This window comes from Cohnella cellulosilytica (assembly GCF_042431195.1).
Lineage (GTDB): Bacteria > Bacillota > Bacilli > Paenibacillales > Paenibacillaceae > Cohnella > Cohnella cellulosilytica.
Genome location: NZ_JBHMDN010000073.1, coordinates 186,778 through 204,008 on the forward strand (window position 1 = coordinate 186,778; position 17,231 = coordinate 204,008).

Here is a 17,231-nt window from a genome sequence, read left to right on the forward strand (position 1 = left end):
CTAACCCTATGCGTTTAAATCAAGCTTATTCCGGCAACGTGTTCATCTGCAGCTCCGACGACTACGCGGCTTCCCGGGCGGTCATCTACGGCATGCCGATGGACTACACCGTTTCCTTCCGCCCCGGCTCCCGCTTCGGTCCGGGACGAATTCGCGAGGCTTCGGTCGGTCTGGAGGAGTACAGCCCTTATCTGGATCGCAGCTTGTACGACCTGGCCTATTTCGACGCCGGAGATTTGCTGCTTCCGTTCGGCAACGCGGCGAAGAGCCTGGACATTATCGGAGATTACGTGCGCGGCGTTCTGGCCGACGGCAAAATTCCGGTCGGCCTCGGCGGCGAGCACCTCGTGAGCTGGCCGGTTATCCAGGAAACGTACAAGAAGTATCCGGACCTCGCCATTCTCCACTTCGACGCGCATACCGATCTGCGCGAAGACTACGAGGGCGAGCCGCTGTCCCACTCCACGCCGCTTCGCAAGGCGGCGGAGCTGATGGGTCCGTCCAACATTTATCAGTTCGGCATCCGTTCCGGGTCCAAGGAAGATTGGACGTACGCGCAGGAATCCGGCATCCATTTCCATCCGTTCGAGGTGGCCGAGCCGCTCAAGAAAGAGCTGCCTTCCTTGGCGGGCCGTCCGGTCTACGTGACGATCGACATCGACGTGCTCGACCCGTCCGCGGCTCCCGGCACGGGAACGACGGAAGCGGGCGGCATTACGTCCAAGGAGCTGCTGGAAGCGATCCACGCGATCGCGCGCTCCGGCGTTAACGTCGTCGGCTTCGACCTGGTCGAGGTGGCGCCGATCTACGATCCGACGGAGATGACGCCGATCGTCGCCTCCAAAATGATCCGCGAAATGCTGCTCGGCTTCGTGAAATAAACGGCCGTCACCGGCAAGTCCCCGGTTTATCGCTTCGGCGATGTCCGGGGGCTTTTTTTGTTGATATGTAACAAAACATATCACCTGGATAGACGGGAGACAAGTTGACTTTATACTATTTCGTTTGATGTTGTTTTTTATTCCGCGAAAGATCGGATTTGGAAGATGAAGACTTCTATCCATCTCTCTTTGTGTTATAATAGCTACCATAGATATAAGACTTAAGACATGGGGTGGAGCATATGTTCGGGTGGCTCGGCTGGAAGCAAGGTTTGCCTTTGTGGTGGTCCTATCGGCTCAATTCGCGGTTAAAGAAGGATGTTGAGGACATTTTCGAAGGAATTGCGGATACGCGGGTGCAAATTCTCGAAGACTGGACGAACGACATGTGGCTGCACCTGGAACGTCTGCGGGAGCAGATGGTTTCGACCAGGACGGCATCCGACGGGAAGAAGAAGGACGCGGAGCAAGGAGCGGAGGGCTGGAGCAGATTGTTCGAAGCCGTCTATGCCAGAGCGTCCGACGTCACGGAGCTGTTCGTTCTCGACCCCCAAGGAGTCGTCTCCCATTCGACCTATGCGCCCCATATCGGCCGGGATTTCGGCGGCAAGTCGCCCTTCGCGTCCGGCTGGTCGTACGCCAGGGACAATGGCGGCCGTCCTTGCCTGTTCGGACCTTACGGGGACCCGGCAACTCTGGAGATCGGTCCCAGATCGTCTTCGTTCCACGATAAAATGACGCTGATGTTCCTGCTGCCTGTCGTGAAAGACGGCGTCGACGCCGGCGCGCTCTGCGCAAGGGTGCCCAACGATGTGATCGGAGATTTGATTCAGAGAGAATCCGGGCATGTGTACCCGGACTCGGGAGACAACTATATTTTCATGGCGGAGCCCGTTCTGAACCGTCACATCGCGCCCGGGACGGCGCTGTCGCGCAGCCGGTTCGAGGACCGCACGTTCACGCACGGGGAGAATCTGAAGGACGGCGTTACGACGGATTGGGGCATTGTGACCGTCAAGGAGCACACCGAGCTGGAGCTGAGGTTTACGGACCCGGCAACGGGGGAGCTGCATCCCGGCGTCGTCAACACGATTCGCAACGGCAGCAATCTGTTCGTCGAGTTTCCCGGCTATTCCGACTATCGCCATATCCCGGTTATCGGCAAGGGCGTCACCTTCCGCCTGCCGCATTGTCCGGACAATTGGGGGATGATGTGCGAGGGGGATTTGGAGGAGGTCTACCGCATCCGGGGCATCGCTTTCCGTCAATTGCGCGCGCAGTCGGCGCTGGCCGGAGGCTTCGTCGTCGCGGCGGCCGCGCTGCTGCTCGTCGTTGCGGGACAGGCCTCCCCTCTCGTGACGGCGCTAAGCGCGATCGCTTGCAATCTGCTGCTCGGGCTGCTCTTCGTCTATACTTCGCACAAGCGCGCGGCGGCGAAAGTCGTCGAGCCGATCCGCAGAGTCGGACGCTTCATTCGCATTAACGCCGAAGGAAAAGGAGACCTCACGCAGCGCCTGGACACGAACGAGTTCGACAACGACGAGTCCCGCGAGCTGGCCAAATGGATCAACAATATGATCGACTCTCTCGAAGGCATTATGATAAAGGTCCGTCTGGCGGCCGGCGATGTGACGGTCAGCCAGCAAATGCTGAAGGAATCGACGGCCATGACGGCTTCCTCGACCGAGCGGGTCAGCGGGAAGGTTCACGATATGATTCGCAGTCTCCGGCATCAGCTCAAGGATATCGACGAAGCGAAGGTCGTTACGGACGAGATGCGCGCAACGCTGAGGGAGCTGGAGGAGCAGGCGTCCAGGCAGATCGCGGTCGCCCAGGGGGAAGTCGGACGGATCGGGGACAAAATGGCGGAGATTTCCGTGCGGGTCGCGGAGACGAACGAGACGATCCGCCTGTTCGCCGGTACGGCCAACGAGATTCGCGGGGTGCTGAACGTCATCCAGGAAATTTCCGCCCAGACGAATTTGCTGGCGTTGAACGCCTCCATCGAGGCCGCCCGGGTCGGCGAACACGGCCGAGGCTTTGCCGTCGTCGCCGGAGAGATCCGCAAGCTGGCCGATCTGACGAGGCAGTCGACCGAGGAAGTGCACGGGTTCGTGGAAAAAATCGCGCTGCATGCGCAGGACGCCTATTCGTCGATTCACGAAGGGACGATGGTGGTGCGGGAAGGAACGGAGCTGGTCGCCGCGGCTTCGGAGACGCTCGGGAACGCACAGGCGGACGATTCGCGCAAAACGCAGGTCGTCGACGAGGTCGTCGTTCTGATGGAGAAGGTGGCGGGGGTCAGCATCGAGAACCGTGCCATTTCGAGAGAGGTGGAAGGACAGATTCAGGAGCTGCTGACGGACATCGTAAGCGTGCGGCACACCTCTGGCAACGTCGAGGCGATTACGGGCTTCATGCAGCAGCTTGTCGGACAATTCCGCTTGCGCGAGGCGAAAAGAAGATAGAGAGAGTAGAAGGGGATCCTCCGATAGGAAGAGGCCGCGCGGGACACATAGTGCCCGACGCGGCCTTATTTGTTTTTCCGAAGCTCTGCCGCATACGTAGAAATTCCCTCCTTCTCAATCGGATTTTGCCTTATGGCCGAAAAGGGCGCTCCTTATAATTAAGAAACAAGGAGGGGAGAGAGATGAAACAACGGAAGATGGAAATCGCGGACGGCCTGGCGACGCTTAACAAGGCCCTTCCCTCCGGAGCGGCCGCGGAGAGCGCGCCGCTGCAAGGCGCGGAGGCAAATCTGACCGTTGCGATCACCACAGCTCGACGGAGAGGGCTCGGGAAGGAGCTGCGCAGGGACTGGTTTCTGTATGCGATTCTGGTGCCGTTCCTGGCGTGGTACGTGCTGTTCGTATTCAAGCCGATGTACGGGCTGCAGATCGCCTTTAAGGATTACAGCGTGTTCCAGGGCATCGTAGGCAGTCCGTGGGCGGGGCTGGATCATTTTGAGGCGTTCCTGCAAAGCGATTATTTTTTGCGAGTGTTGAAAAATACGCTGCTCATCAGCCTGTACAGTCTGGTGTTCGCCTTCCCGGCTCCGATCATTCTGGCGCTGCTGCTGAACGAGGTGAAGAGCGCCGGGTTCAAAAAGACGGTCCAGACGGTCACGTATTTGCCGCACTTTATCTCGATCGTCGTCGTCTGCGGCATCGTCGCCAACCTGCTCGCGCCCGGCAACGGGATCGTGAACATCCTGCTGGAGAAGCTCGGGATGGACAAGATTTATTTTCTCGCCGTGCCGGAATATTTTCGGACGATCTTCATTTCCATGGGCATCTGGCAGGAGATGGGGTTCTCGGCCATTATTTATATCGCCGCGCTGTCCGGCGTCAACAGCGACCTGTACGAGGCCGCGGTCGTGGACGGGGCGAATAAATGGAAGCGCGTGCTGCATGTGACGCTGCCGGGGATTATGCCGACGATCATGATTATGCTCATTTTGAAGGTTGGCAATCTGCTCGAGGTCGGCTACGAGGCGATCATTCTCCTCTATCAGCCGGTAACCTATGAAACGGCGGATGTGATCAGCACCTACGTATACCGGGAAGGCATCATGAACGGCCGTTACGACATGGCGACGGCGGTCGGGCTGTTCAATTCGGTCGTCGGGCTGCTGCTTATCGCGGTCGCCAACCGACTCAGCAAAAAATACGCCGGAAACGGTTTGTGGTAGGTGAACATTCATGCAGGAAAGCCGCGGCGAGAAGCTGTTTTTCCGCTTTAATTACATTCTTCTGACCGTTCTGATGCTCATCGTTCTGTTTCCGATTCTGTATGTGTTGTCCGCCTCGGTCAGTTCGCCGGACGCCGTCGTCTCCGGCCGGGTGCTGCTGTTCCCCGTCAATCCGACGCTGGACGCGTACAAGGCGGTCTTCCGCGAGCCGGCGATCTGGCTCGGTTACGCCAATACGATATTTTACACGGTCGTCGGCACGGCCGCCAGCATGGCGCTGACGGTCTGCGGTGCGTACAGTCTGTCCAAGCGCAGGCTGAGAGGCCGGACGTTTTTTAATCTGATGATCGCTTTTACGCTCGTGTTCAATTCGGGCATCATCCCGATCTATATGAACCTGCGCAGCCTGCACTTGCTGGATTCGCGAACTGCGATCATTCTCGGCTTCGCCCTCTCCACCTTTAACGTCATCATCCTGCGGACCTTTTTCCAGTCCGTGCCGGAAGAGCTGGAGGAAGCGGCCCATATCGACGGAGCGAGCGAAGCGACCATCATGTTTCGCATTATCCTCCCCTTGTCGAAGGCGGCGCTGGCGACGGTGACGCTGTTCTACGCGGTCTCCCGCTGGAACGGTTATTTCTGGGCGATGGTGCTGCTGCGCAGCGAGGACAAGGTGCCGCTGCAGGTGCTGCTGAACAGGCTGGTCGTGCAGATGAAGCCAAGCGACACGATGATGGCGACCGACAGCTCTTACCTGATCGCAGAAACCGTCATTTACGCCACCATCGTGGTGGCCGTGCTGCCGATGATGCTGTTTTATCCGTTCATACAGAAATACTTCGTGCAAGGCGTAATGATCGGTTCGATCAAAGGCTGAGCGAAAATGGTGCCGTCAGGCGGCTCCTTCCATAAAGAGCGGGCTGCCTGTTTGCATAAAAAAGTAGTAGAATACCAATAGCGTAAAGGGAGGATTCATCGGTATGAGAAACAAAAGATTGCTGCTTCTGGCATCAATTCTGGCGACCGGGCTGCTTGCGGGCTGCGCCGGAGGCAAGAACAACGGGGAGGCGTCGCCGCCGGCCCAAACCGAAGAAGGAGCGGGAACGCCCGCGGCGAGCACCGAGCCGGCCGCTTCGGAAAACGTCGAGCCGCGCGAGCTCAGCTTCTATTACTACAGCTCTGTATTTCAGGTAACCGGCGATCTGCCGATCTTCAAGGAAGCGGCGAAGAAAACCGGGGTTTCGCTGAAGAACGTCGCCCCGTCCGGCGGAGACGACGCGCAGGCCTGGAACCTTCTCCTGGCATCGGGCGAGCTTCCCGATATCGTGGCCTACCAGATCCCGGGCTTAAACAATATCGCGGCCCAGAGCGCGCTGACTCCCCTTGACGATCTGTTGGATGAAAACGCTCCCAACTTCAAGGCGTTCCTGGAGGAAAACAAAGCGATCAAAAGCGCCATTACGGCGGCCGACGGCAAGATCTATGTCGTTCCGTTCGTTAACGACGGCGAAGCTCAGGAAGGCTGGTTTATCCGCCAGGACTGGCTGGACAAACTCGGTCTTCAGGCGCCGACTACCGTACAGGAATATTACGAAGTGCTGAAGGCGTTCCGCGAGAAGGACCCGAACGGCAACAACAAGAAGGACGAAATCCCGTTCTTCTCCCGCAACGCCACGACCGGCTTCTCTTCCCTGTTCCCGCTGTGGGACGCCACGCTCTCCTTCAAGCTGAAGGACGGCAAAATCGTGTACGGCCCCAACGAGCCCGAATACAAAACGGCTCTGACCGAGACGGCGAAGTGGTACAAGGAAGGGCTGATCGACCAGGAAATCTTCACCCGCGGCAATACGGCCCGCGACGTGCTGTTCGGCAACGATACGGGCGGCTCGACCCACGACTGGTTCGCCAGCACCGCCAATTTCAACAATCAAATCCCGGCGACCGTTCCGAAATTCTCGCTGCGGCCGATCGCGCCGCCGGCCAGCATTTCCGGCAAGACGTTCGAAGTGACGAAGCGCGATCCGCTGGGCAACAACGCCGGCTGGGCGATTTCCGCGAAAGCGAAGGACCCGGCAGCGATACTCCGCTATATGGATTTCTGGTGGACGGAGGAAGGCCGTCGTCTGCTCAACTTCGGAATCGAAGGCGAGACGTACACGATGGTCGACGGCAAGCCGATTTTCACCGAGGAGGTGCTGTCGCAGCCGTCCGTAGTCGACTATCTGATCAAGACGACCGGCGCGCAGCTCAACATCGGCGCGCAGCAGGATTTTGCGTACGAAGAGCAGTGGACGAACAAAATCGCTCTCGAAGGCGTCAAAATGTATGTCGACAACAACTATTTTGCCGAGGATTATTTGCTGCCGAAGCTGAGCTTCACGCTGGACGAGGACAAACGCCTGAACGAGCTGTTCCCGAGCATCCAGACGTACGTCATGGAGACGTCGCAGAAATGGTTTATGGGCGGCGAGCCCGTGGAAGGCAATTACGACCGTTTCGTGCAGCAGCTGCAGACGCTGAAGCTGGACGAGGTGCTGAGCATCTACAACGCCGCTTACGAGCGGTTCCAACAGTAAGCAAGTCACCAAGAGAGGCCGTCTCATAAGTCAAGGCAACACAAATGATCGATAACAAGAATGGAGAGCTGTCCCCCATGCGTATGAATCGATCATTCTATGTAGTTGCCCTCTAACGACTTATGGGACAGCCCCACCCGAAGGGGGAGTCGTAAGTGTCGAAACAGCGTTACACCATGGTGGTAATCGACGATATCCGAACGGTTGTCAATGGCATTTCGCGCGACATGGACTGGGAAAGCCAAGGCATCGAGATTGCGGGAACGGCCTCCAGCGGCGAGGAAGGGCTGGCTCTTGTCAGAGCGACCCGGCCCGATATTATCGTGACGGATATCCGCATGCCCAAGCTGAGCGGCATCGAGATGATGCGCGAGCTGCAGCCGCAGCTGCCGCGGAGCAAGTTCATCTTCATCAGCGGATTTTCCGATTTCGACCATGCGCAGAACGCCCTTCGTCTCGGCGCTTTCGACTATATTTTGAAACCCTTCACCCCGCAGCAGCTGGCGGAAACGGTGCGCAAGGCGGCAGCGGAGATGGATGCCGAGCGCCGGCAGAGCGAGCTGCTCAGCGACATGGAGCAGAAGCTGCGCGAGAGCAGGCCGCTGCTGCGCCAGGAATATCTCAGCATGCTGGTCCATTTTCACGCGCCGAAGGAGACGCTGCGCAAGCGGTGGGAATTTCTGCAGATTGAAGTGGACCTGCAGCCGCTGGCCGTGATCGTGCTCGAGATCGACCGATTTATGCAAAAGACCGAGGACGTTCCCGTCAACGAAGCGGAGCTGCTGCGGTTCGCCCTGCAAAATATCGTCGAGGAAACGATGCTGAACATGGCGAAGGGCATCGTGTTCCGCGATTCCGTGCATCGCTTCGTGGCGATCGTCAATCCGGTCTGCGCAGGCGGTGCACTGGCGATCGCCGAGGCGTGCCGGGAAAATGTCGGGCGTTATTCCAGGAGCACCGTCTCGGCCGGCGTCAGCGCGGCCGTGGACGATTTAAGCGAGCTGCCGTCGGCCTATCGGCAGGCGGTGGAGGCGTTGACGTACACGTTCTATACCGGCGGGAACAGCGTGTTCTTCTGGGAGCATATCCGCCAGCGGCAGGAGACGATGCCGCGGCTGGACACGGAGCTGGAGAAGGAGCTGGTGTACGCCCTGCGCTCCGGCAATGCCGAGCACGCCGAGAAAGCGCTGGCGCTGCTGCTGGACGATGCCGGCCGGGGCGAGAAGCGGCCGTCGCCGGACAGCGCGAAGGCGCTGTGCGTGGAGCTGGCCGCCCTGATCCGCGACGCCGTGCCGGAGCTGACGGACGAGCACGAGCTCTGCGAGCTGACGCGGGCGCTGTCTTCGCCCCGGGCGGTGCTGAGCGAGCTTCGCGCAACGCTGCTGTCGCTATGCCGGCTCAGCTGCCTCCAGGTGCAATCGCGCCTGCAATCGAGCGCCCAGGAAATGATTCAAGCCGCGATCCGGCATATCCGCGACAACCTGCATCTCAATCTCATGGTCGGCGATTACGCCGCCCATGTTCATCTGAGCACCAGCTATTTCTCCAATCTGTTCAAGAAAGTGACGGGCACGTCCGTCGTCGCGTTCGTCATTCAGGAGAAGATGGAGCAAGCGAAGCTGCTGCTGACGGAGGATCGGCCGATCGCCGAAATCGCGGAGAGCCTCGGTTACGAGGAGCGCTCGTATTTCAGCGACGTGTTCAAGAAAACGACCGGACTGACCCCGACGGAATTCCGGGCGAAATACGGCCGGAAGCCGGGGCAAGCATGAAGAGGCCCGTTCTGCCTTCGCTGCTGCACGGCACCTCCTTCAAGACCAGACTATGGATCGGCATGGTCGCGATCGTGATCGTGGCGACCTTCCTGACGGGGTTGTCCTCGCAATATCTGGCTTCTCGGCTGCTGGAGCAGAAGACGGCCAAGCTCAGCCAGATGATGATCGACAAATCGGCGCAGGCGCTGGAGGAGAAGCTGAGGAAGGTGCGGTTGGCCGTGCTCACCTTTATGCTGAGCCCTCCCTTCGACAACATTCTGCGCGCCGAACCGGCCCGGGACGACAACTACTATTCCTACTTCGCCCTGAACAACGATCTGCAGGTGCCGATTGTGCAGATGCAGTTGATCGAGCCTTCCATCGATTCGGTGCTTGTCTCGACGCCGATTGGCGAGTTCTATTCGGTGACCGGCGCCAAACGAACGGAGACCGCCTTCGCGGACACCGAGCTGTACCGGACGATGAAAAAGAAAGCGCTGCCACTCTGGTATGCCGCCCACCGCGACCCGTTGTTCGACAGCGGCGTCGACGCGCTGAGCCTGCTGATCGAGCCGATCTCCGCCTATCGCGGCAAGGATGTGCGGGTTGTCGTCAACGTGCGCGAGTCGGCGATCAAGGAGTACGCGGAGACGAACGTCGTCGGCGACAGCGGCAGCATCGCCGTCATCGATGCGGCCGGCAATCCGGTGATGGACGCGGATTCGCCGTTTATGCTTCCGATGCGGGACGAGAAGTTCCGCGAGCAGGTCGACGCCGGGCGCAATCACTTCGAATACAGGTTCGAAGGCAAATCTTATTTGGTCAACTGGGCCAAGGTGACGTTTCCCGACAACTGGATGATTTTTTATTTTCAGCCCAAGGACGTGCTTCTTCAGGATATCCGCTACATTCGCTGGGCGACGATGGCGATTCTGTGCGCGCTTATACCGCTGGCGCTGGTCATGTCTAAGTGGATGACCGGGCGTCTCATCCGTCCTCTGTACCGGCTGCAGCGCCTGATGTCGCGCGCGGGCGACAGCGATCTGTCCGTGCGCTTCACCAGCGAGTATCGCGACGAAGTGGCGCAGGTGGGAGAGCGGTTCAACGGCATGCTGGAGAAAATCGAACTGCTGATCAAGGACGTCACGAACGCGGAAAAGCAAAAACGGAAGTCGGAGGTCAAGGCGCTGCAGGCGCAGATCGACCCGCATTTTCTGTACAATACGCTGAACACGATTTTGTGGAAATCGGAATCCCGCCGACAGGAGGACGTCAAGGAAATGATCGTCTCGCTCTCCCAATTGTTCCGTCTCGGTCTGAACAACGGGCGCGAGCTGACGACGGTGGCGAAGGAGATCGATCATGTAAGCCGTTATTTAAGCCTGCAGCAGCAGTGCTACGAAGATTTGTTCGCCTATGAGATCGAGGTGGAGGAAGGGCTGGAGGACGAGCCCTGTCTCAAAATATTGCTGCAGCCGCTGGCGGAAAACGCCATTCTGCACGGGTTCCGCAACGAGGATTATACCGGCCGTCTCCGGATCGCCGCGTTTCGCGAAGGACCGGCCGTCGTCTTCCGGGTGGAGGACAACGGCATGGGCTTCGATCGCGAAGCCGTTGCGGCGGCGCTGAATGCGGAGGGACGCACGGAAGACGGAGGCTACGCCCTGCGCAACGTCTATACCCGGCTGCGGCTGCAGTACGGAGAAGAGGCGGGAATGGAGCTGGAGAGCGAGCCGCATGCGCGAACGGCCGTCACGCTTCGTTTTCCGTCCGGGAGAGCCGGGGGAGTAAGAGAATCTCAGCAGGAATCATAACCGCCAAAGGAGTGCAAAGGGATGAAGAACCGAACGCTGAGCCTCGTGATTATCGTTGCTCTGTTGTTTTCAAGCTTCACGTTTGTGCCTGTTTCACCCGTATCGGCAAGCCCCGCGGAGCAAACGCTGCTGATGTCGGATTCGATGTTTATCCGCCAGAATAAAGGGGTTCAAACTTCGAACTTCCTGGCCATCGACGGGCGGACCAACGCCAGCGATATCAGAAGAATGTCGTTCGTCAAATTTAACCTGGCGGATTATCAAGACCATCCGGAAAGCATCGGAACGATTGCGTTGCGATATTACGTCAGCCTGATCGACAGGGGGAACGCCAACCAGAATCTTAATTTTTACGTGCTCCCGCAGGATCTTGAGGAGAAGTGGTCCAACAATATGACTTACGAGGAGGCGGATGCGGCCGGGCTGGTGTCGTATACGAACGGCGACAGCCCGGATGGCAGACAGCCGGTCGGTCCCGTTGGCAGCATTCAAACGACTGCCGATCTGAGCGTCGCCATCAAATCGCATCTGGAAGCCCATACGGAGGATGCCACGGTGATCATCAAGATCGACGTGAGATCGGGAGAGGACTTCGTCGCCACGTTGGGGAGGAATACGCCGACCGACGACCAGAAGCCCGCGCTTGTAATCGGCATGGCGGACGGATATGAGACCTTCGTGCCGGCGATTAACGAGATTAAAGACAGAATCGGCACTGCCGTGTCCGAGGATATCACGCTACCGGACAAAATAGGGGACGTGGATATCTCGTGGACAAGCAACAATCCGGAGGTGATGGACGACACCGGAATTATTGTGGCGCGTCCCGGATTTAACGAGCCCGACAAGCAGGCGAGCTACAGCGCAACGCTGTCTGCGGATGGCAAAGCGTTAACGGTGACGCATCGTTTCAAGGTATTGCATTTGGGCAGCTACGCGGGGAAAATAACGGACCGCGAAGACCGCCGAATGGAGGTGGAATTCAATACCGCCGTGAACACGCCGGAGGCGGAAGGATACCTCCTGGAGCTGCCGAATCGTTACCTGGACCCGCAGCGGGAGTACATCCTCCATACGCCGGACGAGGTGAAGGACGGGGTAGTGCGGTTCACCCCTTCGAAAAACGGCGACTACACGGTTGTTAACGTTTCCGGGCTTGCCGTAGGAGGGACGGTGCGATTTACAATAGAGGCTCCGGACGCCCTTATTAGCGCTTCCGATGAAATGCCGATCTTAAGAGGGATTGACGGAGAGCTCAGAAGGCTTGCGGATATTGCGGACGGCTTGATCGCGGTCGATACGCATGCGGTAACGGAGGATCTCAATCTGCCTGCCTCGCAAGACGATGTTTCGATCGCATGGTCCTCGTCGAACGCCGGCGTTATATCGAATGCCGGAATCGTGAACCGCCCTTATGCGGATCAGCGCGACGCGATCGTAGAGTTGAAGGCTGTACTCAACGGCGGAGGAAAAACCTATTCGCGGACTTATGTGTTAACCGTTCCGAAACGGACCGGCGCGAACGAGTTTGCCCCGCTGCAAGACCCGAACCGAATGACCGACGAAAGCTTTTTCGGCGTGTGGAACCCTGCGGGCGGAGGAAGCTGGTCGGTTCAGCCGATTCTGCAGTATGACAGATTCGGCGGTCTGAACGAGGTGTTGAACAGCGTCAAGGCGGGGGATTATCCGGGTGCGAAGGAAAATCTGCTTGTTTATTACCGGACGCGAACCGGAGTGGCGGAATACGTCAGCCCGGCCCACAGCAGCGCGAACGACATTGTGGCGGAGATGACGAAAGACAAGGTGATTTCGTTTACCGAGCTTGACACCGGCGTGGGACAAGCGACGGTGTCTACCGATTGGGACTACTATACCGTGCCCTTAAGCAAGCTGAACAGCGCGTATTTCCTGTTGGACAGCGATATGGACGGAAGCTCCGTTCAGGTGTACAGCAAGGAGAATCCCGGAGACAAGCCGCCGGTTCTGGAGGTGGTGGTTGACGGCACGACCAGGACGCTGACCGCCGTTGCCGATACGTATATCAGCGCCGGAGACAATAAAAATATCAACTATGGCGCGCAGCCCATCCTGAATGTCCGGGAGGCGGCGAGCGCTTCAGACATGCCGATCGGCGCTCTGACGGCGCGGACTTATTTCCGCTTCGCTACCGAAGAGATCGTCGGCGACGTGACCTCGATCAACCTGAAGTTTTATGCCCGCAGCACATCGGGAACCAAGAAGTTATATGTGATGCTCACCAACAACCAGAAGGAGTTTGACGAAAATGCGTTAACGTGGGCGGGACATTATCCGGAAGCGTTCAACTTTAAGGAAACCGGATATATATGGCTCGATCCCAACCAATTCATCAGCAAATGGGGCGTAGAGAACGAGTGGCCGAACTTTGTCAGCCGTCTGTACCAGCTGCCGTGGCTGATGTCGAGCTATGTGGACACCAATGACGAGATCTATGCCTATCGGGCGTTCGAGCTGCTTCTGTCGATGTACAAAGCGCGCAGCTCGTCCGTATACTCCCGAATCCTCGAAACCGGGTGGCGCACGAAAAACATCGACGATCTATTTTTCGGCGGATTGAACAGCGGCAGCATGACGCCGGAAGTGCTTACCGCGATGCTCAAATACATGTACGACAATGCCTTAAGCCTTAAGGACGCTACCCCGGACGCGGGCGCCAACTGGCAAAGCGCCATACGCGTAGGCTTCATGCGCATGTGCGCCTATACCCCGGAGATCGTGCCCGAAAGCTGGTGGGAGCATGGGAAGGCGCGGCTGCAGGACTTGTATTCCTCGGGTATTTTTAATGCTGACGGAAGCTATTTGGAATCGACCACGGGATACATGATCGGAGTCATCGACGAGCTGAAGCTGGCGATGGAGCTGATCACGACCCGGGACGACGAGGACGATCCGACTTATCAATTCCTGCTGGAGCAGTATCGGCGGCTTGCCAAATATTACTTTGACCTGACGATGAACGAAGGCCACCATGTGCCGTGGGGAGACGGTCCGTGGAACGACGTCAAGAAGTTCGCGCAGAACGAGAACGAATACGATCCGAATCCGTATTTCGAATATTTTGCGACCGACGGGCAATCGGGGATTGAACCGAATTACACCTCCATTGTATATCCCGGCAAAGCGGTCGCGATTATGCGGGACAACTGGCTTCCCGACGGTCTGTCCGCCTTCATTCAAGCGGATGGCGGAGGCAATCATTCCCATGCTGACGATCTGGCGCTCGATGTGTACGGATACGGCAGACGGCTGTTGGTGGAGATCGGCAATTCGTCGTACAGTCCGGGCTCGCTGATGGCCGCGAACCGGCTGAAAACCATTTCGCACAATACGATTGAAATTGACAATACGGATCAATACCGCAACGCCTACGACAACGTATCGCAAAAGCTTAATCTTGCCACAAACCGGCTGTTTGATTTTGTGGACGGGAATTCCAGTCAAATCTACAACAAAGCGTTTAATACGAGCATCGGCACAAACTTCGATGTGAACCGGAAGGTGCTGTTCCTGCACAATTCGTATTGGATCGTATCGGACTATATCACTCCGGCCGACAGCAATCCGCATACGTACAGGCAGGCATGGCATCCGGACGCCAACAACGGCTTGACGATAGATCCGGCGACCAAGGCGATGGTGACGCATTATGAACAGGGCGGAGCGGATATCGCCGTCGTACCGGCGGATCCCGAGACGCTCGATGCGCTGAAGGTTCAAAATTATATGAACAGTCCCGAAGCCGGGATTACGCTATCCGATTACCTGCAGTATGTCCGCGAGGATGTCGCGGGCCCGCAAACCTTCGACACCGTGCTGTATCCGTTCAAGACCGGAGAGAACGCGGACGTTGCGGTTGCGAGAATTCCGCTTGATACCGAGTCCATCACGGCGACGGCGCTGCAAATCGATATCGGACAGAACACCGGCTATTATTACTCCTCCAACGAGGCGCTGCCGTCCCGGCGCGACTTCGGCGATTACGCCACCGACGGACAGATGGCCTATGTGGAGAAGGATAGCAGCGGACATGCGACGACCGCCGCCCTGACGAAGGGAACGATGCTGAGCGACGGGGATATCGTGCTGGTGTCGAGCGGAGAGACACTGGGCGACTTCGGCGTCCAGTGGAACGCCGACAACACGTTGGCCTTGTATACTTCCGGCGCTCTTCCGGCCGACGGAGTAGAGATCTATGCGGCGCAGCCGGTTAACGGCGTCGTGCTCAACGGCCAAGCGATCGCGTTCACGTATTCAAATAACGTAGTATCGACCAACGGCGAGCCGACGGATTCGGCTCCGGTCGTAACCGCCGTGAGCCCGGCAGGCGGGCCTGAAGCCGGAGGCACGGAAGTGACGATTACCGGCAGCGGATTGTCCGTGACAACGGCGGTCTATTTCGGCGGCAATCCCGCGGCGAGCTTCACGGCGGTGTCGGATACGTCCGTAATCGCAGTCGCTCCGGCCGGCAGCGGAACGGTCGACATTACGGTCATGACTCCTTATGGAACCAGCGCGCCTTCTGCCGCCGACAGATTCACTTATGTCGACACGCAGACGGTGCCGGTCCTCCAATCGGCGACGGCAGGCGACGAGCGTGTAACGCTCGCCTGGAGCAGCGTGCCCGGAGCAACCGGATACAACATCTACAAGAGCACCGCGTCGGGTTCATACGATGCGGCGCATGCAACCGTGAGCGGTTCCGTATACGGCTACGATGCGACGGGATTGACCAACGGAACGACCTATTTCTTCGTGGTCAGCGCGAGCGTAGGAGGCAATGACAGCGGGTATTCGAACGAGGTCAGCGCCACGCCGCGAACCGTGCCCGGAGCGCCAACCGGCGTAACGGCGACGGCCGGCAACGGTCAAGCCGTAGTTCGCTTTACTCCGCCTGCGGACAACGGCGGAAGCGCCATCACCGAATATACGGTAACGTCCAGTCCGGAGGGGATTGCGGCGACGGGCACCGGTACGGCGTTTACCGTTACGGGGCTGACAAACGGGACTGCGTACACCTTCACGGTAACGGCGACGAACGCTGCGGGGACAGGGCCGGCTTCGGCGGACTCTAATCGGGTAACTCCGAGCAGACCTGCGGGAGGAAGCAGCGGCGGCGGATACACCGGCGGGAACGATACGCCTTCGGCACCGCCTGCAAGCGCCGATGCGGACCTGATTGTCGACGGCAAGACGGGAACCGCGGCCACGACAACGACTGTCGAAGAAGGCGGCCGGACCGTTACGACGGTTGCTCTGGACGACGCAAAGCTGGAGGAGATGCTTCGAGGGGCGGGAGACAATCCCGTAGTGACGCTTCTCGTCAACAACGAAACGGACGCAGCGGTCGGGCTTCTGAGCGGCCGGGCCGTCAAGAACATGGCGGAGAAGGGAGCCGTGCTGGAGCTGAAAACCGGCCGGGCCGCCTATTCGATCCCGGCCTCCCAAATCAATATTGACGCGATTGTGACGCAGTTCGGGGCACAGACGGAACTAAAGGATATTACCGTAAGCGTAAAAATATCCGAGCCGGACGCCGACACCGTGAAGCTGATTGAAGCGGCGGCGAACAAAAACAATGACCAGCTCGCGGTGCCGCCTATCGTCTTTGAGATCATCTGCGCAAGCGGAGGCAAGGCGGTGGAGATTTCCAAATTTAACGCCTATGTAGAAAGGACGATTGCGATACCCGAAGGCGTTGATCCGGCGAAGATTACGACAGGCGTCGTTCTGAATGCCGACGGAACGCTCTCTCACGTGCCTACGGCCATTACGTTGATTGACGGCAGATATTACGCCCGGATCAACAGTCTGACCAACAGCGCTTATGCTTTGATTCATAGCCAGAGAAGCTTTAAGGATATTGCGAGCCATTGGGCCAAGGAAACCGTCGAGGATATGGCCTCAAGACTGGTGATTAACGGCGTTAGCGAAGATAAGTTTGAACCGGACAGGGACATTACGAGAGCGGAGTTTGCCGCGATTGCGGTAAAAGCGCTTGGGCTGATGCGCCCCGGTATGGGGAAAGACCTGTTCAGCGATGTTCCAAAGGGCGCATGGTATTATGACGCCGTGACCATTGCCCATGAGTATGGCCTCATCTCCGGCTATGCCGACGGGAAATTCGGACCCAACGACAAAATAAGCCGCGAGCAGGCGATGGTCATCATCTCTAGGGCGATGGAATGGACCGGCTTGAAGGCGGAACTGCCAACGGACGATCAGGCGGGCCGCTTGCTTGAAGCTTATTCGGATGCGGGCCTGTCGGCAGATTATGCGAGAACGGGGATCGCCGCTTGTATCGACGCCGGAATAGTTTCGGGCAGGAACGGCAATCTGCTTGCGCCGAAAGACAATTTGACCAGGGCGGAAGCGGCGGCGATTGCGAGACGGCTTCTGGAGGTCTCGAACTTGATTTGAGCCAGAGCCAGTTCCGGTGGCAGTCGGTGATGGCGGTTAGCGAGCTGTCCCCTAAGTAG

8 protein-coding genes are annotated in these 17,231 nt (G+C 58.3%); all 8 read left to right on the forward strand.

Annotated elements, in window-relative coordinates; genetic code table 11:
- Nucleotides 1-8: 8 nt before the first annotated feature.
- The 8 genes from speB (at nt 9) to ACFFT4_RS32140 (ending at nt 17,172) form a co-directional block, all read left to right on the forward strand.
- Nucleotides 9-881, forward strand: a complete 873-nt coding sequence (gene speB, locus ACFFT4_RS32105; RefSeq protein WP_378053387.1) for an agmatinase — start codon at nt 9-11, stop codon at nt 879-881.
- A 242-nt stretch (nt 882-1,123) separates the two neighbouring features.
- Entirely contained in the window at nt 1,124-3,349 is a 2,226-nt protein-coding gene (locus tag ACFFT4_RS32110; RefSeq protein WP_378053389.1) for a methyl-accepting chemotaxis protein, read from the forward strand.
- A 182-nt stretch (nt 3,350-3,531) separates the two neighbouring features.
- A complete protein-coding gene (locus tag ACFFT4_RS32115; RefSeq protein ID WP_378053392.1) occupies nt 3,532-4,572 on the forward strand; it encodes an ABC transporter permease in 1,041 nt (346 codons plus the stop codon).
- Nucleotides 4,573-4,582: 10 nt separating this feature from the next.
- Nucleotides 4,583-5,449 (forward strand): carbohydrate ABC transporter permease, encoded by an 867-nt coding sequence (locus tag ACFFT4_RS32120; protein WP_378053394.1) that lies wholly within the window; start codon nt 4,583-4,585, stop codon nt 5,447-5,449.
- Between the two features lie 103 nt (nt 5,450-5,552).
- Entirely contained in the window at nt 5,553-7,148 is a 1,596-nt protein-coding gene (locus tag ACFFT4_RS32125; RefSeq protein WP_378053396.1) for an extracellular solute-binding protein, read from the forward strand.
- Between the two features lie 155 nt (nt 7,149-7,303).
- Nucleotides 7,304-8,920, forward strand: coding sequence for a response regulator (locus ACFFT4_RS32130; protein ID WP_378053398.1), 1,617 nt, complete (start codon nt 7,304-7,306; stop codon nt 8,918-8,920).
- Complete coding sequence (locus tag ACFFT4_RS32135; protein ID WP_378053400.1) at nt 8,917-10,716, forward strand: sensor histidine kinase; 1,800 nt, start codon at nt 8,917-8,919, stop codon at nt 10,714-10,716. The genes ACFFT4_RS32130 and ACFFT4_RS32135 overlap by 4 nt, the downstream gene beginning before the upstream one ends.
- 21 nt (nt 10,717-10,737) lie before the next feature.
- Complete coding sequence (locus tag ACFFT4_RS32140) at nt 10,738-17,172, forward strand: S-layer homology domain-containing protein (RefSeq protein WP_378053402.1); 6,435 nt, start codon at nt 10,738-10,740, stop codon at nt 17,170-17,172.
- Nucleotides 17,173-17,231: the final 59 nt, after the last annotated feature.